At 61.5% G+C, this 19181-nt stretch carries 19 protein-coding genes and 1 riboswitch; of the genes, 8 read left to right on the forward strand and 11 right to left on the reverse strand.

Features of this window, described 5'->3' with window-relative positions; translation table 11 throughout:
* Positions 1–51 precede the first annotated feature (51 nt).
* On the reverse strand, positions 52–489 hold the full coding sequence (locus G9X64_RS13445; protein WP_171376692.1) for an Lrp/AsnC family transcriptional regulator: 438 nt from the start codon (positions 487–489) through the stop codon (positions 52–54).
* 123 nt (positions 490–612) lie between these two features.
* Between G9X64_RS13445 and rocF the strand changes: the two genes are divergently transcribed.
* From rocF to G9X64_RS13460, 3 genes are all read left to right on the forward strand, one after another.
* Positions 613–1548, forward strand: a complete 936-nt coding sequence (rocF, locus tag G9X64_RS13450; protein ID WP_171376693.1) for an arginase — start codon at positions 613–615, stop codon at positions 1546–1548.
* A 72-nt stretch (positions 1549–1620) separates the two neighbouring features.
* Entirely contained in the window at positions 1621–2820 is a 1200-nt protein-coding gene (gene rocD / locus G9X64_RS13455; RefSeq protein WP_171376694.1) for an ornithine--oxo-acid transaminase, read from the forward strand.
* A gap of 278 nt (positions 2821–3098) precedes the next feature.
* Positions 3099–3575, forward strand: coding sequence for a chemotaxis protein CheW (locus tag G9X64_RS13460; protein WP_003543427.1), 477 nt, complete (start codon positions 3099–3101; stop codon positions 3573–3575).
* A 404-nt stretch (positions 3576–3979) separates the two neighbouring features.
* Here the strand turns inward: G9X64_RS13460 and G9X64_RS13465 are convergent, their stop codons facing one another.
* The 10 genes from G9X64_RS13465 to soxR all read right to left on the reverse strand — a co-directional run bounded on the left by G9X64_RS13465 (position 3980) and on the right by soxR (position 14859).
* Positions 3980–5599, reverse strand: a complete 1620-nt coding sequence (locus G9X64_RS13465) for an OFA family MFS transporter (protein WP_171376695.1) — start codon at positions 5597–5599, stop codon at positions 3980–3982.
* 191 nt (positions 5600–5790) lie between these two features.
* A complete protein-coding gene (locus G9X64_RS13470) occupies positions 5791–6027 on the reverse strand; it encodes a formate dehydrogenase subunit delta (protein WP_168310306.1) in 237 nt (78 codons plus the stop codon).
* Positions 6017–6841: a formate dehydrogenase accessory sulfurtransferase FdhD gene (gene fdhD, locus G9X64_RS13475; RefSeq protein WP_168310336.1), complete on the reverse strand. Its 825-nt coding sequence runs from the start codon at positions 6839–6841 to the stop codon at positions 6017–6019. The genes G9X64_RS13470 and fdhD overlap by 11 nt, the downstream gene beginning before the upstream one ends.
* A 37-nt stretch (positions 6842–6878) precedes the next feature.
* Positions 6879–9758: a formate dehydrogenase subunit alpha gene (gene fdhF / locus G9X64_RS13480; protein ID WP_171376696.1), complete on the reverse strand. Its 2880-nt coding sequence runs from the start codon at positions 9756–9758 to the stop codon at positions 6879–6881.
* 57 nt (positions 9759–9815) lie between these two features.
* Positions 9816–11372 carry a formate dehydrogenase beta subunit gene (locus G9X64_RS13485; RefSeq protein WP_171376697.1) on the reverse strand — a complete coding sequence of 519 codons (1557 nt, stop codon included), beginning with the start codon at positions 11370–11372 and terminating at the stop codon, positions 9816–9818.
* Complete coding sequence (locus G9X64_RS13490) at positions 11369–11848, reverse strand: formate dehydrogenase subunit gamma (RefSeq protein ID WP_171376698.1); 480 nt, start codon at positions 11846–11848, stop codon at positions 11369–11371. The genes G9X64_RS13485 and G9X64_RS13490 overlap by 4 nt, the downstream gene beginning before the upstream one ends.
* 135 nt (positions 11849–11983) lie before the next feature.
* A complete protein-coding gene (locus G9X64_RS13495; protein ID WP_003543441.1) occupies positions 11984–12877 on the reverse strand; it encodes a LysR family transcriptional regulator in 894 nt (297 codons plus the stop codon).
* Between the two features lie 191 nt (positions 12878–13068).
* Positions 13069–13410: an ArsR/SmtB family transcription factor gene (locus G9X64_RS13500; RefSeq protein ID WP_171376699.1), complete on the reverse strand. Its 342-nt coding sequence runs from the start codon at positions 13408–13410 to the stop codon at positions 13069–13071.
* A 102-nt stretch (positions 13411–13512) separates the two neighbouring features.
* Complete coding sequence (locus G9X64_RS13505) at positions 13513–14283, reverse strand: SDR family NAD(P)-dependent oxidoreductase (protein WP_168310335.1); 771 nt, start codon at positions 14281–14283, stop codon at positions 13513–13515.
* A 111-nt stretch (positions 14284–14394) separates the two neighbouring features.
* Complete coding sequence (soxR, locus tag G9X64_RS13510) at positions 14395–14859, reverse strand: redox-sensitive transcriptional activator SoxR (protein WP_171376700.1); 465 nt, start codon at positions 14857–14859, stop codon at positions 14395–14397.
* 83 nt (positions 14860–14942) lie between these two features.
* Between soxR and G9X64_RS13515 the strand changes: the two genes are divergently transcribed.
* The 5 genes from G9X64_RS13515 to G9X64_RS13535 all read left to right on the forward strand — a co-directional run bounded on the left by G9X64_RS13515 (position 14943) and on the right by G9X64_RS13535 (position 19099).
* Positions 14943–15518, forward strand: coding sequence for an NADPH-dependent FMN reductase (locus G9X64_RS13515; RefSeq protein WP_171376701.1), 576 nt, complete (start codon positions 14943–14945; stop codon positions 15516–15518).
* Positions 15519–15680: 162 nt separating this feature from the next.
* A riboswitch (TPP riboswitch) is annotated at positions 15681–15794 on the forward strand.
* On the forward strand, positions 15785–16393 hold the full coding sequence (locus G9X64_RS13520) for a YkoF family thiamine/hydroxymethylpyrimidine-binding protein (RefSeq protein ID WP_168310300.1): 609 nt from the start codon (positions 15785–15787) through the stop codon (positions 16391–16393). (Overlaps the previous riboswitch by 10 nt.)
* Positions 16394–16405: 12 nt before the next feature.
* Positions 16406–17212, forward strand: coding sequence for an ABC transporter permease (locus G9X64_RS13525; protein WP_168310299.1), 807 nt, complete (start codon positions 16406–16408; stop codon positions 17210–17212).
* A complete protein-coding gene (locus G9X64_RS13530) occupies positions 17209–17964 on the forward strand; it encodes an ABC transporter ATP-binding protein (RefSeq protein ID WP_168310298.1) in 756 nt (251 codons plus the stop codon). The genes G9X64_RS13525 and G9X64_RS13530 overlap by 4 nt, the downstream gene beginning before the upstream one ends.
* Positions 17965–18088: 124 nt before the next feature.
* A complete protein-coding gene (locus G9X64_RS13535) occupies positions 18089–19099 on the forward strand; it encodes an ABC transporter substrate-binding protein (protein WP_168310297.1) in 1011 nt (336 codons plus the stop codon).
* Positions 19100–19181 lie beyond the last annotated feature (82 nt).

Below are 19181 nucleotides of genomic sequence, written 5' to 3' on the forward strand. Positions count from 1 at the left end.
CCCGAAGCTGTGCAGCAATTTGAGGAAAGCATGCACAAGCTTTAAGCCGGCTTAGAAACCGGTTTTGCTTGTCTTGAGAAGGATGTTGGTCTCGGTCGAATTGATGCCGTTGATCAGCCGGATGCGGCGCAGCGTCTCGTCGAAGGCGGCAAGATCGCGGTCCTCGAGTTCGGCGACGAAATCCCATTTGCCGTTGGTGCTGTGCAGCGCGCGCACCTGTGGCAGGCCCCTCAACTGATCGGCCACCCTGTCGGCGAGCTTACCGAGCACCTCGATCATGACGATGGCGCGCACGCCGGCGGACCGTGTTTCATGGCCGGTGCGGATGGTAAAGCCGACGATCGTGCCGCTGGCGACCAGACGGTCGATACGGGCGGCAACCGTTGCCCGTGATGCGCCGGTCATCGCCGCAAGCGAAGAGACGGAAATCCGGGCGTTGTGGCGAAGCGCACTCAGAAGTTCGGTGTCAAGATCATCCACGCTTATCACTTTGTCAAAATGGGTTTATCAATCTGCGCAATCATAGTCCATTTCTGACACTTTTCCATCTTTTTGCCGCCAGGCCTTTATCCCATTATCGGCCGAAACAGGCCTCAACACGGAGCCCTCCACATGAATGCCCAATCGCGATCTGTCACCCTCATCGGCGCGCCGCTGGAAGAAGGCTCCGGCCGCAGAGGGGCTGCCATGGGCCCAGCAGCCTTGCGCATTGCCGGCGTCGACCAGACGCTGATCGAGCTTGGCCATGATGTCGCCGATCTCGGCGATCTGCGCATCGTGCCGGCGATGGATCTGCCGAACCATCCGAAAGCCCACAATCTGAGGATCGTCGGCGCCTTCACGCGCGCCCTCGAAAGCAGCGTCCATGACGTCGCCGCCTCCGGCCGTTTTCCGCTGATTCTTGGCGGCGACCACAGCCTTTCCATGGGCAGCGTCTCCGGAATGGCCCGTTATGCCGCCAGCAAAGACCGCCCGCTCTTTGTGCTCTGGCTCGACGCCCATGCCGATTTCAATTCCCCGGCCACCTCGCCCTCCGGCAATATTCACGGCATGCCGGTCGCCTTCTTCTGCGGCGAGGCGGAGTTCGCCGAGATCCTGCCGAAAGACCGTCCGTTCGTTGATCCGAGGAATGTCTTCCAGGTCGGCATCCGTTCGGTCGATGCGCGCGAGCGCGAGGAAGTCCACGAACACGGCGTCAATGTCTTCGACATGCGCGCGATCGACGAGCAGGGCATCGGCGCCATCATGCGTGAGATCCTCGATGTCGTCACCAAGGCGAACGGCCTGCTGCATGTCAGCCTCGACCTCGATTTCCTCGATCCCGAGATTGCCCCCGGCGTCGGCACGACGGTGCCTGGCGGCGCGACCTTTCGCGAGGCCCATCTGGTGATGGAAATGCTTTCGGACAGCGGTCTCGTCTCGTCGCTCGATCTCGTCGAACTCAATCCGTTTCTCGACGATCGCGGCAAGAGCGCCCGCATCTTGGTGGAGCTGACGGCAAGCCTCTTCGGCCGCCGCATCTTCGATCGCCCGACACGCGCCGCATAAGAGCATGTCGAGCAAAAGTGTGCAGCGGTTTTGCGATAACAACATGCGTTGAAATAAGATGGGAGAACGGCCATGAACACTTCGGAAAAACTGATCGCCACCGAACAGCGGCTCGGCGCCCATAACTACAAGCCGCTCGACGTGGTGCTGACGCGCGGCGAAGGTGTTCATGTCTGGGATACCGACGGCAACCGTTATCTCGATTGCCTCTCGGCCTATTCCGCCGTCAACCAGGGCCATTGTCATCCGAAGATCCTCGCCGCCATGGTCGAGCAGGCTGGCAGGCTGACGCTCACCTCCCGCGCCTTCCGCAACGATCAGCTCGCCTATCTCTACGAAGAGCTCGCGGCTCTCACCGGCTCGCACAAGATCCTGCCGATGAATTCCGGTGCCGAAGCGGTGGAGACCGCCATCAAGGCGGTGCGCAAATGGGGATATGAGGTCAAGGGCGTTCCGGAGGGCAAGGCGGAGGTCATCGTCTGCGCCGATAATTTCCATGGCCGGACGCTGAGCATCATCAGCTTCTCCACAGATCCCGAGGCCCGCAGCGGTTTCGGCCCTTACACGCCAGGCTTCCGCATCATTCCCTTCGGCGATGCCGAGGCTTTCGCCGCCGCAATCAACGGAAATACCGTGGCGGCGCTGATCGAGCCGATCCAGGGGGAGGCCGGCGTCATCATCCCGCCGGCGGGTTATTTCACCCGCATCCGCGAGCTTTGCACGGCAAACAACGTCACCCTCATCCTCGACGAGATCCAGACCGGTCTCGGCCGCACCGGCAAACTGCTGGCCGAAGAGCACGAAGGCATCGAGGCCGACGTGACGCTGATCGGCAAGGCGCTGTCTGGCGGCTTCTATCCGGTGTCGGCCGTGCTTTCGAATTCCGAAGTTCTGGGCGTGCTGAAGCCCGGCCAGCACGGCTCGACCTTCGGCGGCAATCCGCTCGCCTGCGCGGTGGCGCGCGCCGCACTGAAGGTGCTGACGGAAGAGGGCATGATCGAGAACGCCGCTGTTATGGGCGACTATTTCCTAGAAGGTCTCAGGTCGATCCGCTCGAACATCGTGAGGGACGTGCGCGGCCGCGGTCTGATGATGGCCGTGGAGCTGGAACCCGAAGCCGGCGGCGCCCGGCAATATTGCCATGCGCTGAAGGAGCGCGGCCTGCTCGCCAAGGACACCCACGACCACACGATCCGCCTCGCTCCGCCATTGGTCATAACGAGGGAGCAGGTCGATTGGGCGGTCTCGCAGATCGAAAAGACGATCAGCTGAGTAAAATCGGCGAAATTTTTCTCACGATCTCGACTACAGCACTTGGAATGCGAAGGAGATCGGCAGCAAACCGCCTGGCTTTCATCCAAGATTAAAAACCTTCGCAATCCCGTCTACCAATTTAGATTTGGGCAACACTCTTTCGCTAATGTTGACAATAACCGTAACGATGCTTCGCCGAGCGCAAAGCCATCGCGTGGTATGAAGGCAAAGCTTGTCCGCGCCAATGGTGGCGCATCCGCTTCTGCCCTGGCTTACGATAGTTGGGAAGAATTCTAATGGCCACGATCAATTCGACTAACTTCAGCGGCGATACGCTCGAGATTATTGCCTTCCGCCTGCATGACCAGGAATTCTGCGTCAAGACCACGACCATCCGCGAAATCCGCGGCTGGGCGCCGTCGACGCCGATCCCGCATGCGCCGGCCGATGTCATCGGTGTCATGAACCTGCGCGGCTCGGTGATCCCGATCATCGATCTTGCTTTCAAGCTCGGCATGAAGAGCACGGTCGCCAATGAGCGCAGCGCCATCGTCGTCGCCGAGGTTCACAGCATGGTCATCGGCATGCTTGTCGACCGCGTCTCGGACATTCTCACCATCTCGTCCAGCCAGGTCCAGCCGGTGCCTGAGGTGACCGCGTCGTTCGACCGGGCTTATTGCGAAGGCATCATCGCTTCGGAGAATGGCATGATTTGCTTCCTGAACCTCGCCAAGATGTTCAAGGAAAACGAGACGGATGAACTGGCTGCCTAATTCTGAAAACCCGCTAATTTATTGAAAACCGCCCCCTCGGGCGGTTTTTTTATTGCGCGAGATACACGGTAGAGCCTTTCCAGGAAAAGTGCGAAGCGGTTTTCCGTCCGGAATTGCGTAAAAACAAAAGCTTAGAGCGGTTCTCCGCTTCCGCGAAAACCTGAACTGCTCTTAAGCTGCGACTTTAATCCTGGCATCATAAGATTAGCGACAGCTTTTATACGCGATATTAACCATGCCCCGTCAGCATGGCTGTGAAGCGTTGCGCATGGCGCCGGCGCAGCGACCGCCCAAAGCTGGGAAGAGTTCTCAACCATGCCGGTGCAGGCGACACTTTGACCGGATTGCGCTGTATACGACGATGAAGCGCGCCGCATGAAGCCCTTGCGACGCGCTTTGATGGCTTAGCCGAACAGCGCGAAGGTTGCCCTCAGCGTCACCCAGACACCCCACAGCAGCGGAATGCCGACGACGCCCCAGGCAAGCATCGCCTTGGCGTCCAATCCGCCTGTGCCGATGCCGAAGGAACCCGTCGGTCCGGCATTGACGGCCGCCGACTTCGCCTGCAACGCGGCGACCTCGTCATCGGACATGAACCATTTGTCCGACAGCGGCCTGATCAGCGAATTGGCGATGAGCCCGAGCGCCAGCATGCCGGCGAGGATATACATGGTGCCGGTATAAAGGGTTGGACCGGGTGCCACGCCGGCGGCGATCTGCGCTTCGCGGATATAGTTGACGACGACGGGACCGACGATGCCGGCCGTTGCCCAGACCGTCAGCAGCCGGCCGTGGATGGCGCCGACGAACTGCGTGCCGAAAATATCGGCAAGATAGGCCGGGATGGTCGCGAAGCCGCCGCCGTACATCGACAAGATGATGCCGAAGGAGAGAACGAACAGCGCCTTGTTGCCCATGCCCGCAAAGGTCGGCGCCAGCGCATAGAGCACGATGCCGAGGACGAAGAAGCAGTAATAGGTATTCTTGCGGCCGATCTTGTCGGACAGCGACGCCCAGAAGAACCGTCCGCCGATGTTGAAGAGCGACAGCAAACCGGCGAAACCGGCGGCGATCGTGGCGATCGATGCCTTCTGCCCGGCGTCGAGCTGGGCGAAGCCGACATCCGGCAGGCCGATCAGCGAACCGGCGAAGATCTCCTGCAGCATTGGCGAGGCCATGCCGATAACGCCGATACCGGCCGAAACGTTGAGGCAAAGCACCGCCCAGATCAGCCAGAACTGTTTTGTCCTGTGGGCATCGCGCAGGTGCACATGTTTGGTGGTGATCATCGTGCTCTTGGCTGCAGGCGGCGTCCAACCCTCGGGGCGCCAGCCGGCCGGCGGAATGCGATAGCCGAAGGCGCCGCCCATCATGAAGACGAAATAGATCACCGCCATGACGATGAAGGTCTGCCAGACGCCGACCGAACTGTCGGTCTTGAAAGTACTCATCAGCAGGTTGGCCAATGGAGCGCCGATCATCGCACCGCCGCCGAAGCCCATGATCGCCATACCGGTCGCCATGCCGCGCCGGTCGGGAAACCATTTGATCAGCGTCGAGACCGGCGAGATGTAGCCGAGGCCGAGACCAATGCCGCCGATGACGCCGGCACCCAGCCACATCAGCCAGAGCTGATGGGTGATGACGCCGATCGCGGCAAGAATGATGCCGCCGCACCAGCAGCAGGCGGAAACGACGCCCGCCTTGCGCGGACCGGCGCGCTCGAGCCAGCCGCCCCAGATGGCGGCGGATGAACCAAGCAGGACGAAGAACAGCGTATAGATCCAGCCGAGGTCGGCAACGCGCCAGTCGCAGGTCGTGGTGAACAGCGCCGAGGCGAGTGTCAGATCGGGGCAGGCCGTCGAGGCCGTGATCCCGAGCGATTTGGAAAGCGGCAGCCAGAACACGCTGAAACCATAGGCCATGCCGATGCAGAGATGAATGGCGAGCGCTGCCGGCGGCACCAGCCACCGATTGAACCCAGGCCTTGCGACGATCCTTTCCCGATCGAGCAGGCCCGCCAACGCCCGTCTGTACGTGTTTCCGCTGCAGTCATGAAAACTCCTCCTTGATTCAAATCTGGTTTGATTTCAGCTTTTACTGGTCACCGGCACATGTGCAGGCAGGTTGCTCCTGCCTCCCCTCCCGCACGGATCGATCCTGGTTTTTAGGACTAAAACATTGAAATAAAGACCTAAAGCGCGAGGAGCGCGCTTTAGTGTTTTACCGGCTCCGGCTTTCGGATAAGAGGAACGGCCTGAAGCACGAGCGCGTCCAGGCCGTTCTCCTCATTCTCCAGAATTTCGAACAATTGCCGCCTCATGCGCGGGTCCCAGAATTTGTTGATATGAGTGGCGACCCCCTGCGCGGCCTCGCTTTCCGGCTGGCTTTTGAAGAAGGTGGCGATCTGGTTTGCCATATAGACGAGCTTGGTCTTGGTATCATGCGACATCGGCAATGCTTCCGGGCGAGATGCGGTGCGGGTGAGTGAAAATCTCGAAATCCTCGCCACGCACCAGCGCGACGAGCGCCATGCCGGCTTCTTCGGCCGTGCGGATGGCGAGAGCCGTCGGCGCCGAAATGGCGATGAGCACCGGGCTGCCGAGGATCGCCGCCTTCTGCACCATCTCGACGGAGATCCGGCTGGTGACGACAACGGCGCCGTCCCCACCTCTTTCAGTAGCACGGATGACGGCGCCGCAGAGCTTGTCCAGCGCATTGTGCCGGCCGACATCTTCGCGTACGGCAATCAGCCCCCTGCCGGGACGATAGAACCCGGCGCCATGCACCGCCCGCGTCTCACGATGCAGCGGCTGCGCCTCGTTCAGAAGCGAAACGGCGCGGACGATATCCGCATGCGACAGCGCCAGTGGCGATCTCGAGACATCCGGCACCGGTCGTACCGCCTGTTCGATCGATTCGATGCCGCAGAGCCCGCAGCCGACCGGTCCCGCCATGCTGCGGCGGCGTAGCCGCAGCCGATCGGCGACGTCGTCGACCAGGCTCACCTGCACATCGATCCCCTGCTCGCCCTCGACGACCTCGATGCCTGATATCTCCGCCGGCCCGGTGATGATCCCTTCGGTCAGGCTGAATCCGATCGCAAAATCCTCGAGATCATCAGGCGTTGCCATCATCACAGCATGCGAACTGCCGCCATAGGAAAAGGCGATCGGCACCTCTTCCGGCACGATGCGCGAACCGGTCTGGAGGACGCCGTTGCGGCGGGCGGTCTCGGGGACATGGGCGGTGACGGTGAAGGTCATCATGCGCGTTCCTGCTTACAGAGCCGCCCCCGCATCATCACTCCGCCGCCTCGAGCTTGCCGGCGATGCGGCGCGATTGCCGCGCCTGCTCGTCATATTCGAGTTGCCATTCGCTCGGCCCGTTGGAGGGCGAGACCTGCACCGCCGTCACCTTGTATTCCGGGCAGTTCGTCGCCCAGTCGGAGAAATCGGTGGTGATGACGTTCGCCTGCGTCGTGGGATGATGGAAGGTCGTATAGACGACACCCGGCGCGACGCGATCGGTGATCAGCGCCCTGAGCGTCGTGTCGCCGGAGCGGCTGTCGAGCTTCACCCAGTCGCCATCGCGAACGCCGCGCTGCTCGGCATCGTGCGGATGGATTTCCAGCCGGTCTTCCGCATGCCAGACGACATTCTCGGTTCGCCTTGTCTGCGCCCCGACATTGTACTGGCTGAGGATGCGGCCGGTGGTGAGAAGCAGCGGGAAGCGCGGACCGGTACGCTCGTCGGTCGCCACATATTCGGTTCGGATGAACTTGCCCTTGCCGCGCACGAAGCCATTGACATGCATGATCGGCGAGCCGAGCGGGCTCTTCTCGTTGCAGGGCCACTGCACCGAGCCCATTTTTTCGAGATAGTCGTAGGAGACCATCGCGAAGCTCGGCGTCGTCATGGCGATCTCGTCCATGATCTCCGACGGATGGGTGTAATTCCAGTCGAGCCCCATCGCCTGGGCAAGCTTCTGCGTCACTTCCCAGTCGCCATAGCCGTTGCGCGGCGACATCACCTTGCGCACGCGATTGATGCGGCGCTCGGCATTGGTGAAGGTGCCGTCCTTCTCGAGGAAGGTCGAGCCCGGCAGGAAGACATGGGCGTAATTGGCGGTCTCGTTGAGGAACAGGTCCTGCACGACGACGCATTCCATCGCTGCAAGCCCGGCCGCGACATGTTTGGTATCGGGATCGGACTGGAGGATGTCTTCGCCCTGGATGTAGATGCCTTTGAAGGAGCCGTCGACTGCCGCATCCAGCATGTTCGGAATACGCAGGCCCGGCTCGTTGTTGAGCTTCACGCCCCAGAGCTTTTCGAAGATATCGCGCGTCGCATCGTCGGAAATGTGCCTGTAGCCCGGCAATTCGTGCGGGAAAGAACCCATGTCGCAGGAACCCTGCACGTTGTTTTGGCCACGCAGCGGGTTCACGCCGACGCCGGGACGGCCGATATTGCCGGTCGCCATCGCCAGGTTGGCGATAGCGATCACCGTGGTCGAGCCCTGGCTGTGTTCGGTGACGCCGAGGCCATAATAGATCGCGCCGTTGCCGCCCTTGGCATAGAGTCGCGCCGCGCCGCGCAGATCCGCCGCCGGCACGCCGGTGAAGATCTCGGTCTCTTCGGGACTGTGCTGCGGTTCGGCGACGAAGGCTGCCCAGTCCTCGAACTCCGACCAGTCGCAGCGCTCGCGGATGAACGTCTCGTCATAGAGCCCTTCGGTGACGATCACATGCGCCAGCGCCGTCATGACCGCGACATTGGTGCCGGGCTTCAGCGGCAGGTGATAGGAGGCCTCGATATGCGGCGAGCGGACGATATCGGTGCGGCGCGGATCGATGACGATGAGCTTGGCCCCTTGGCGCAGCCGCTTCTTCAGCCGCGAGCCGAACACCGGATGTCCGTCGGTCGGATTGGCGCCGATGACGATGACGACGTCGGAATGCTCGACACTGTCGAAATCCTGCGTGCCCGCCGACGTGCCGAAGGTCTGGCCGAGGCCGTAACCCGTCGGTGAATGGCAGACACGGGCGCAGGTATCGACATTATTGTTGCCGAAACCGGCGCGGATCAGCTTCTGCACCAGATACGTTTCCTCATTGGTGCAGCGCGACGAGGTGATGCCGCCAATCGCCTCGCGGCCGTATTGATATTGGATGCGGCGGAATTCCGTCGCCACATGCGCGAAGGCCTCGTCCCAGCTCACTTCCCGCCAGGGATCGCTGACCTTTTCGCGGATCATCGGATTGAGGATACGGTCCTTGTGAGTGGAATAGCCATAAGCGAAGCGGCCCTTGACGCAGGAATGGCCGCGATTGGCCTGACCGTCCTTCCACGGCACCATGCGCACCAGTTCCTCGCCGCGCATCTCCGCCTTGAAGGAACAGCCGACGCCGCAATAGGCGCAGGTCGTCACAGCCGAATGCTCGGGCTGGCCGATCTGGATCACCGACTTCTCCGTCAGCGTCGCCGTCGGGCAGGCCTGGACACAGGCGCCGCAAGAGACGCATTCGGAATCGATGAAATGCTCGTGCATACCGGGCGAAACGCGCGAGCCGAAGCCGCGGCCCTCGATCGTCAGCGCGAAGGTGCCCTGCACTTCCTCGCAGGCGCGCACGCAGCGCGAACAGACGATGCACTTGGAGGGATCATAGGTGAAATAGGGATTGGATTCGTCCTTCGGCATCCATTTCAGATTGATGTCGCCATTGCTGCGCGCCTTGACGTGATTGTCGCCCTCGTAGCCGTAGCGCACATCGCGCAGGCCGACGGCGCCCGCCATGTCCTGCAATTCGCAATCGCCGTTGGCCGCGCAGGTGAGACAGTCGAGCGGATGGTCGGAGATATAGAGTTCCATCACGCCGCGGCGGATATCCTTCAATCGCCCCGTCTGCGTGTGCACCACCATGTTTGCCGCCACCGGCGTCGTGCAGGAGGAGGGCGTGCCGTTGCGACCCTCGATCTCGACGAGGCAGAGCCGGCAGGAGCCGAAAGCATCGACCATATCGGTGGCACAGAGCTTCGGCACCTTGATGCCGGCCTCCATCGAGGCGCGCATGATCGAGGTGCCCTCCGGCACGCTGATCTGCTGTCCGTCGATAGTGAGTGTCACCATGGCCTCGGATTTCGAAGCGGGCGTGCCGTAGTCGATTTCATGGACGAGAGACATGATTGGTCTCCTTGCTTGAGATGGTGAGGTCAGCGCAGGCGTTCCATGAAAAACGCGTCATTCCGCCGCCTCCACCAGAGGTGCCGGCGAAAAATCCTCCGGGAAATGCGTCATGGCGCTCATGACAGGATAGGGCGTGAAACCGCCCAGCGCACAGAGCGAGCCGAACTTCATCGTATTGCAGAGATCGGCAAGCAGCGCCCGGTTCTTCTCCGGCTCGATCCCGTGTGCGATCTTGTCGGCCGTCTCCACGCCGCGCGTCGAGCCGATGCGGCAGGGCGTGCACTTGCCGCAGCTTTCGACGGCGCAGAATTCCATCGCGAAACGCGCCTGCTTCAGCATATCGGCCGTGTCGTCGAAGACGACGATGCCGGCATGGCCGATCAGTCCGTCCTTGGCGGCGAAGGATTCGTAGTCGAACGGCGTGTCGAACAGCGCCCGCGGGAAATAGGCCCCGAGCGGTCCGCCCACCTGCACAGCTTTGACCGGCCGTCCCGTCACTGTACCGCCACCGATCCTGTCGACGATATCTCCAAGCGAAAGACCGAAGGCCGTTTCATAGAGGCCGCCATATCTGACATTGCCGGCAATCTGCAGCGGGATGGTGCCGCGCGAGCGGCCCATGCCGAAATCGCGGTAGAAGGCCGCACCCTTTTCCATGATGACCGGCACCGAAGCCAGCGAGATCACGTTGTTGATGACGGTCGGACAGTTAAACAGCCCCTTATGCGCCGGCAGCGGCGGCTTGGCACGCACGACGCCGCGCTTGCCCTCGAGACTGTTGAGCAGCGCCGTCTCCTCGCCGCAGACATAGGCGCCGGCGCCGGTGCGCACCTCGATATCGAAGGCGCGGCCGGAGCCGAGCACCGATGGCCCGAGAATGCCGGCCTGGCGCGCGATGCCGACAGCCTCGGTCATGACAGCGATCGCATGCGGATATTCCGAACGCGTATAAACGAAACCCTTGGTCGCCCCGGTCGCGAGCCCTGATATCGCCATGCCCTCGATCAGCATGAAGGGATCACCCTCCATGATCATCCGGTCGGCAAAGGTGCCGCTGTCGCCCTCGTCGGCATTGCAGACGATATATTTGCGTTCGCCGGCGGCCTCGAGAACGGTCTTCCACTTGATGCCGGTGGGAAAGCCGGCACCGCCGCGGCCGCGCAAGCCGGAATCGGTGATTTCCTTGACGATTTCAACGGGTGTCATCGAAACGGCGCGGCGAAGCCCGGCAAGACCGCCATGCGCCTCGTAATCGCCAAGCGAAAGCGGATCGGTGACGCCGCAGCGGGCGAAGGTCAGGCGGGTCTGTTCCTTGAGGAACGGGAGGTCTTCAACCTCCCCGAGACAGAGCCGATGCTCGCTTCCATCAATCATCCCGGCACCGAACAGATCAGGCACATCCTCTGACTTCACCGGTCCATAGCCGATGCGCTTGCCGGCAACCTCGACCTCGACCAGCGGCTCCAGCCAGAACATTCCGCGCGAGCCGTTGCGCACGATCTCGGCATCGAAGCCGCGGGCGGCGATCTCCTGGGCAATCGCCTTTGCCACCTGTTCGGCCCCGAGCGCCAGCGCTGCGGCATCGCGCGGAACATATATCCTGACCGTCATCGGCGTGCCTCCGCGACGAGTTCCGCCGCCGTCCGATCGTCGACCCGGCCATAGACCTCGCCGTCGAGCATCACCGCCGGCGCGCAGGCGCAGAGCCCGAGACAGTAGACCGGCTCCAGCGTCACGCCACCATCGAGCGTCGTCTGATGAAAATCGATGCCGAGCAGCGCCTTCACACGTTCGGCCAACGCATCGCCGCCCATCGACTGACAGGCTTCGGCGCGACAGAGCTTCAGCACATGCCGGCCGGCGGGATGGTCGCGATAATCGTGATAGAAGGTCACCACCCCATGCACTTCGGCGCGGGAGAGGTTCAATTCCTCCGCGATAACAGGCATGGCTTCCTGCGGCACATAGCCGAATTCTTGCTGAACCTCGTGCAGAATGGGAAGCAGCGGCCCTTCGAGAAAGCGAAGATCGGCGACGATGGCCCGAGTGCGTGCTGCAATATCGCCTTCGGCGATATGAATGGTCATAAGGCAGCCCTCCCAGCGGCTTGCTCGTTGCGAAATAGCGGGCCTCCCCCAGCCGGATGCTATTCCGTCACCACCATCTCAGGGAAGCAGCCGGCGATCAATAAAGCTATCTCGTTGCTTGATAGGTTTTTTCTATCAAAGTTCTTCGTCTTGCACGAGCACTCTCGCTTCATGCAGCAAAGCCGAGACAAGCGGCGTGAAGGGCTCGCGATAAGGCGCAACAAGGCCGACCAGATGATGCGCTTCCGGCTCGACGATCGGGATCATGCGGATTTCCACTGGAAATCCGAAGGATTTGGCGACGTTGCGCGGCATGATGCTCGCCCAGCGTCCGGTCCTGACATGCGAGAACAGCACGATCATCGAGTTGGACTCGAGCGTCGGATGCGCTGTTGCGCCTGCTTCCGTCAAGTGGCGGTTGATGATGCGGCGGTTCTGCATGTCGGCAGTCAATAGACAAAGCCGAAGGTCGCCGATCTCCCGCCAGGTCACGTTGTCGCGATCGGACAGCGGGCTGCCGGCAGCCGTGATCAGATTATAGCGCTCCGCATAGAGGGGAACGGTCGTGACGCGGCCGAGCGGCTCGTTTTCGAGATAGGTGATGCCGGCATCGATTTCGAGGTTTTCGAGCATGCTCAGTACCTGCAGCGAATTCCGCGAGACGATCGAGAAGGTCACGCCGGGATGCCGCTCCTGAAAGGGCGTGGTGATGCGCGACAGCATGGCGAGCGCGGTCGGAATGGCGGCGAGGCGAATGTGGCCGGAAAGCCCGCGGCGCGCGGCACGCATCTCCTCACGCATGGTGCGGGCATCGCCGACGATGCGCCGGGCCCATTCGAGCACGCGCTGCCCCTCCGGCGTCAGCCCCTGGAACCGCGAACCGCGCTGCACCAACATGACGCCGAGTTGATCCTCGAGCTGGCGGATGGCCGCGGAAAGCGTCGGCTGCGAGATCCCGCACTCCTCCGCAGCGCGGCCAAAGTGCTTTTCATTGGCAAGGGCGATGAAGAATTCCAGCTTGTCGATCATCCGGTCTCCCGATCCGGCATGACATCATCCGGGTCAGTTCATCTTTGACGCAGCAGCGGTGCTCCGCAAGAGCGATCTCTAGATCAGTATGATTTTAGGCCCGATCGGCCTAAAATCTGAATCCTGATCTAAATCAAAGAAATAGACCATGATGTCGTCCGAAAACCGCGCACACTTTTCGGCATCATGCTCTAACTGTTCTCTGCAGCCGGAAAAAGATCGAACAGCGATTCGAGGAAGGCAAGCACGCTGACATTGCCGATGCTGTAATAGACCAGCCTGCCCTGACGGCGCGTATGGACCAGGCCTTCGAGCCTTAACCGCGCCAGTTGCTGCGAGACCATTGCCTGCTGTATGCCGAGGATATTTTCGATTTCACTCACCGTCCGCTCCTCGTTCGCCAGTATGCAGAGGATCAGAAGCCGGGTCTGGTGCGCTAGCGCTTTCAGCAGGCCGCTCGCTTCATGGGCTTGTCCAGCGAGTGTGTGCAATTCCTGGCCGGACATCCCCGGCTTGGGTTTGGGCAAAGGCATTCGGTATCTCGGAAGGACGGCGATGAGGTAGATCAGCACAATAGCATATTCGCAGAAGCGAATTGGTCAAAATGAAGAAATGCCAAAAAAGGTCCAAGTAAATCAGCAGATAAGCTGACCGCCATTGATCTCGATCACCTGTCCGGTGATGTAACCCGAGAGGGCGGGAGCCGCCAGGAACAGATAGGCGGGAGCACAATCCTCCGCCGTGCCGAGCCGCTGCAGGGGGATGGACTTTCTCGTTTGCTCCAGCTTTTCGCGGGAGGAATAGCGCTCATGGAAATCCGTCTCGATCGTTCCTGGCGACACGCAATTGACGCGGATTCCGTCCGGTGCAAGCTCACGGGCAAGCGCCTTGGAATACGTCGCAACGAAGGCTTTCGAGGCCGAATAGATCGAAGAGCCGGGGCTGCCGCCTGTCAGCGCCGAAATCGAAACCGTGTTGACGATGGCCGCGCCTTCAGCCGCCTTCAATGCCGGCAGCAGCGCCCGCGTCAGCGCCACTACCGATGTCTGGTTGAGCCGCACGACCGCCTCATATTCTGCGTCGGTGAGCGTGGCAGCGGGAAAACGGCCAAGCATGGTGCCGGCATTGTTGACGAGCACATCGACCCTATCAAAGAAGGCGAGAGCATCCTCGGCAAATTGCGCTGCCCCACCGACCGCGGAAAAATCGGCATTAAGCAGCAGCGCCCGTCTTTCGGATTCAGCCGTCAGCAGGAAATCCGGCAGGTCGCGTCCCGGCTTGCGCCCGGTATGGACGATCACCTTCGCGCCGCAGTCCAGGAACTGCCGGGCCACTTCAAGGCCGATGCCGCGGCCGGCGCCAGTCACTACGACATTGCGATTTTCGAACAGTCTGGGATGGAACACGAAGCCGTCCTCCTCGCGGACAGTGCCGCCGGTTGTGTCATTCGCCCTTAACATATGAGCGCGCCGGCTGAAAGAAAGGCGCGTATCGATCTTTCCTGGGGAGGACCGGGGTTAGTTTTCCGTCTCCAGAAGCCGCGCGCCCGGCCCTTCCTTGCCGAGCCGGTCGCAGGGATTGCGCAACGGACAGCTTTCGATCGACAGGCAGCCGCAGCCGATGCAGCCGGTCAGACGGTCGCGCAGCAGGCTAAGCCGCCTGATTCGCGCGTCGAGATCATCCTTCCACAGCGCCGACAGCGTCTGCCAATCGGCGACGGTCGGCGTGCGTCCCTGCGGCAGGGACTCGAACGCCGCCTGGATTTCCGAAAGCGAAATGCCGACACGCTGCGCCACCTTGATGATGCCGAGCCGGCGAAGCACATCGCGCCCATAGCGCCGTTGATTGCCGCGGGAGCGGATGCTCGAGATCAGCCCCTTGGTCTCGTAAAAATGCAGCGCCGAGACGGCCAGGCCGCTGCGCTCCGCCACTTCGCCGACCGTCAGGAGCTTGCCGAGCGGCGTTGCCGGAATTGTATCCATTGCCTCTTGACCTCAAGATTAGTTGAGGTTTTATAAGCCTTGCTCCAGCAATCGTAAAGCCCAATCGCGAGAAGGAGCGGCGCATGAAAACATCCATCAGGCTGGCGGTGATCTACGGAAGTACAAGAAAGGGCCGAATCTGCGACCGGGTGGTCAAATGGCTGACGCAGGAACTCGTCCGCTTCCCGCAATTCGATATCGAAATCATCGATCCACTGGATTTTGCGCTGCCGCCCGACCGTGACATGGCGCACCCCGAAATCGACAGGCTCTCCGGGCGGCTCGGCATGGCCGACGCCTTCATCATCGTCACGCCGGAATACAATCACAGCTTCAGCGCCGCGTTGAAATCGACCATCGATCTGTTTTTCGAGCCCTGGCAGGGCAAGCCGGTCTCCTTTGTTTCCTATGGCGGCATTTCCGGTGGCCTGCGCGCGGTCGAGCAATTACGGCTCGTCTTTGCGGAACTCCACGCCGTCACCATCCGCGATTCGGTCAGCTTTTCCGCGCCATGGAGCCGCTTCGACGTCGCCGGACGGCTTGACGATCCGAGCGACGCTCTGCACACGCTCGACCGGATGATGGCGCGGCTGGAATGGTGGACGCGGGCGCTCATTGCCGCGCGCGGCGATCATCCCTACGCCGATATCGCCGCTTAAGACGAAGGGCTCCGGTTCCGTTCCCGGCAGGTACGGAACCTTTGGGAACACCCGGGCAGATCCTCCGCCCGGGTGTTTTCCGTCACATCCGGTTCATTCCGACCGCACGGACGGGTTCGCAATTTTGCTGTTGCGGGGGGAAAATCCCGGTGATAGTTTCCGCGCAAATAACAGGGGAGCTCCGTATCGCCGGGGCTGAGATGTGAGGTGCAAGCCTCTGGACCCTTCAAAGCTGATCTGGGTAATGCCAGCGGAGCGAGGTTCAGATGTTCTCAGGCGCACAAGTGTCACTCTATCCGATGTCCGGCAATTTCGTCGGCATCATTCTCGATGCCGTCAAGGCGCTCGATCCCTATCGCGACCGGCTGCGCATCGAGACCGATGATATCTCCACGCTGCTGGTCGGCCCGCCTGACATTCTCTTCGCCGCCATGCACGATCTTTTCGTCGCCGCCGCTAAGACCGGCGAGCATTGCGTCCTTTCCGCTGCCGTTTCACGCGGCTGCCCCGGCGAGCCGGACGACGCCATCTGCGGCGTCAACCCTTCCCTCGGTCAGGTGGAGCCGCTTGCCGAGCGTATAACAGCCGCACTTGCCGCCGTTGAAACCACCGCCGAGACCGGACAGCCGACCGCTGCGCAATTCTCGCTCTACGTCATGGGCACCGGCACCCATATGGACGAGATCTATGGCTGCATCGACTTCCTGAAGCGCTCCGGCACCTTCGACCGCGCCAAGAATTTCTGCACCAGGCTCTCTGGTGACGCTGGCACGGTCTTCGCAACCATTCGTCAGGCCTTCTATCGCTTCGGCGACCCCGAGGGACATGTGACCCTCGACATCACCGTGTCCGCGAATAGCCCGACGAAAGCCTGAAATCGAACGCTGATGACACCGTCAAAACCATCGGATTCGCGCCTTGCCGCGCTCCGCTCCGCTCTCTACCGGGGCATACCCGCCTTGCTGGCCGGCTGCGCCTTCTTGGCGGCATGGGAACTCTATGTCGATCTTTCCGGTATCAAACCTTCCATCCTGCCGGCGCCTTCGCGCATCGTCATCCAGGGCTGGCTGAACCGCGAGGCGCTTATCGCCAACACCTGGCCGACGCTCGGCGCGACACTCGGAGGTTTCGCCCTGTCGCTTGCCTTCGCCTTCGCCGCCTCGATCCTCATGGATTTCGTGCCCTTCATGCGCCGGGCATTGCTGCCGATCTTCATCGCCAGCCAGACCCTGCCGCTGGTGGCGATCGCGCCCCTCGTCGTCCTCTGGTTCGGCTTCGGCCTGTTGCCGAAGGTCCTGCTGGTGGCGCTCGTCACCTTCTTCCCGCTGCTCGTCGCCTTGCTGCAGGGCTATGAATCAACCGACCGCGACATCGCCGAATTACTGAATTCGATGAAGGCGAGCCGCTGGCGCATTTTCCGCCTGGCACGGCTTCCTTCCTCGCTGCCCTATTTCTTCGCCGGCCTGCGGATCTCGATCACCTATGCCGTCGTCGGCGCGATCTTTGCCGAATATGCCGGCGCCGCCCGCGGCCTCGGCATCTATATCCTGAACGCCAAGAACAATTTCCGCCCCGATCTCGTGCTCGCCGCCGTCGTCGTCAGCGCCGTGCTGACACTCTGCCTCTTCGGGCTGACGCTGATGATCCAGCGCCTCGTCATGCCCTGGCAACAATCCGGGGAGCAGCGCCGATGAGCGATGCAATGGTTGAGCTGCGCAACATCTCGAAGTCCTTCGACGGCATGAAGGTGCTGGACGATATTTCGCTCGCTGTCGAAAGCGGCGAGTTCGTTTCGATCGTCGGCCCATCCGGCTCCGGAAAATCGACGGTACTGAGGTTGCTGACACAGGCGCTTCGGCCCGATTTCGGCACCATGCTCTTCAAGGGCGCGCCGCTGGAACAGGCGCCGCATTCCTTCGCCTTCATGCCGCAACGCGATGCGCTGATGCCCTGGCGCCGGATCATCGACAATGCGGCACTCGGTCTCGAGGTGAAAGGCATGAACCGCCGCGCGGCCCGCGCCGCCGTCGCGCCGCTGTTCGAGAGCTTCGGCCTTGCCGGCTTCGAGCATCACTATCCCTCCGACCTGTCAGGCGGCATGCGCCAGCGCGCCGCACTGCTGCGCACCGTCGTCCAGACCCAGGACATGCTGCTGCTCGACGAGCCTTTCGGCGCGCTCGACGCGCTGACGCGCACGCAGATCCAGGAATGGCTGCAAGGCATGTGGACCGAGCACCGCTGGACGGCGCTGCTGATCACCCATGATGTTCGCGAGGCCGTGTTCCTTTCCGACCGGATCTACGTGCTTTCGGCCCGTCCGGCGCGTATCATCCGTGAATTCCGCGTTCCCCTGCCCCGTCCGAGAAGCATTGCCGATCTCGGCTCGCCGGCGGCCCAGGCGATCGAAACCGAAATCCTGCAAACCCTGCTTCATCCGGTAGAATAGGATGATTTTAGGCCGGCCGGCCTAAAATCTGAATCCTTTTCTAATTTAAAGAGTTAGAGCATGATGTCGTCCGAAAACCGCTCACACTTTTCGGCATCATGCTCTGAGACCTGAGGAGGTCACCATGCTGCTTCTCACCCGTCGCCAGACGATCTTCGCCGCCATCGCGGCAAGCCTCGCCAGCCGCCCCACCTTCGCCCAATCGGCACCCGCAAAGGTTCGCATCGCGCTCGACTGGACACCCAACACCAACCATATCGGCATTTATGTCGCCAAGGCGAAGGGCTTTTATGCCGATGCCGGGCTCGATGTCGAGATTCTCCCCTTCACCGATACCAGCGCCGGAACGCTGGTGTCGAACGGCGTTGCCGATTTCGGCATCAGCAGCGAGATCGAGACCCTCACGCAACGCGCTGGCGGCGGTGACGTGAAGATGGTCTACGGCGTCGTCCAGACGGAAACCGCACGCCTGATCTTCAAGGGTGGACGCGACGACATCAAGAGCCCGAAAGACCTCGACGGCAAGACCTATGGCGGCTTTGGCGGCACCTGGGAGAGTGCGCTGATCTCCGCGATGATCCGCAATGATGGCGGCAAAGGCGACGTCAAGACCGTCACCCTCGGCACCTCCGCTTACGAGGCGCTGGACAATGGCTCGATCGATTTCACGCTGGAGATCTACACCTGGGAAGGCATTGCCGCCGAACTGGAAAACCGGAAGATCGGCCGCTTCCACTATTCCGATTATGGCATTCCCGACGAACAGACAACGGTCATCGTCTCCAGCGACGCCTATCTCTCCGCAAGTCGGGAACACGCCCGCGCCTTCATCCAGGCGACACGAAAGGGTTATGCCTACTCCGTCGATCATCCCGACGAAGCCTGCGACCTGCTGATCTCTGGAAGCAACGGCGCACTGATGAATACGGAACTGGTAAAGGCTTCTCAGAAGGCATTGATCGAGGGGCACTTTCTGAAATCCGAGGCCGGTGTGATCGGTAGGCTCGACCCGGCAAAGGCCGAGGCCCTCGGCGGCTTCCTGATGGAGAATGGCATTCTGGTCGATGCGAATGGCGCCGCACTCAAGGAGAAGCCGGACTTTTCCACCTATTATACCAACGAACTCCTCGACTGAGCCCAACGCCTGCCTTGCCCGTCGCGGCTTTCCGCTGCAATGTCCCAGATCCGGAGCATGATGTCGTCCGAAAACCGCTCAC

Origin of the sequence: Rhizobium sophorae, assembly GCF_013087515.1 — a bacterium.
In the GTDB taxonomy this organism is placed as follows: domain Bacteria; phylum Pseudomonadota; class Alphaproteobacteria; order Rhizobiales; family Rhizobiaceae; genus Rhizobium; species Rhizobium sophorae.

Coding starts and splice junctions, on each gene's coding strand:
- rocF (WP_171376693.1), top strand. CDS start 613: ATGAATGCCCAATCGCGATCTGTCACCCTCATCGGCGCGCCGCTGGAA.
- rocD (WP_171376694.1), top strand. CDS start 1,621: ATGAACACTTCGGAAAAACTGATCGCCACCGAACAGCGGCTCGGCGCC.
- G9X64_RS13460 (WP_003543427.1), top strand. CDS start 3,099: ATGGCCACGATCAATTCGACTAACTTCAGCGGCGATACGCTCGAGATT.
- G9X64_RS13470 (WP_168310306.1), bottom strand. CDS start 6,027: ATGTCGCATGATACCAAGACCAAGCTCGTCTATATGGCAAACCAGATC.
- fdhD (WP_168310336.1), bottom strand. CDS start 6,841: ATGACCTTCACCGTCACCGCCCATGTCCCCGAGACCGCCCGCCGCAAC.
- fdhF (WP_171376696.1), bottom strand. CDS start 9,758: ATGTCTCTCGTCCATGAAATCGACTACGGCACGCCCGCTTCGAAATCC.
- G9X64_RS13485 (WP_171376697.1), bottom strand. CDS start 11,372: ATGACGGTCAGGATATATGTTCCGCGCGATGCCGCAGCGCTGGCGCTC.
- G9X64_RS13490 (WP_171376698.1), bottom strand. CDS start 11,848: ATGACCATTCATATCGCCGAAGGCGATATTGCAGCACGCACTCGGGCC.
- G9X64_RS13495 (WP_003543441.1), bottom strand. CDS start 12,877: ATGATCGACAAGCTGGAATTCTTCATCGCCCTTGCCAATGAAAAGCAC.
- G9X64_RS13500 (WP_171376699.1), bottom strand. CDS start 13,410: ATGCCTTTGCCCAAACCCAAGCCGGGGATGTCCGGCCAGGAATTGCAC.
- soxR (WP_171376700.1), bottom strand. CDS start 14,859: ATGGATACAATTCCGGCAACGCCGCTCGGCAAGCTCCTGACGGTCGGC.
- G9X64_RS13515 (WP_171376701.1), top strand. CDS start 14,943: ATGAAAACATCCATCAGGCTGGCGGTGATCTACGGAAGTACAAGAAAG.
- G9X64_RS13520 (WP_168310300.1), top strand. CDS start 15,785: ATGTTCTCAGGCGCACAAGTGTCACTCTATCCGATGTCCGGCAATTTC.
- G9X64_RS13525 (WP_168310299.1), top strand. CDS start 16,406: ATGACACCGTCAAAACCATCGGATTCGCGCCTTGCCGCGCTCCGCTCC.
- G9X64_RS13530 (WP_168310298.1), top strand. CDS start 17,209: ATGAGCGATGCAATGGTTGAGCTGCGCAACATCTCGAAGTCCTTCGAC.
- G9X64_RS13535 (WP_168310297.1), top strand. CDS start 18,089: ATGCTGCTTCTCACCCGTCGCCAGACGATCTTCGCCGCCATCGCGGCA.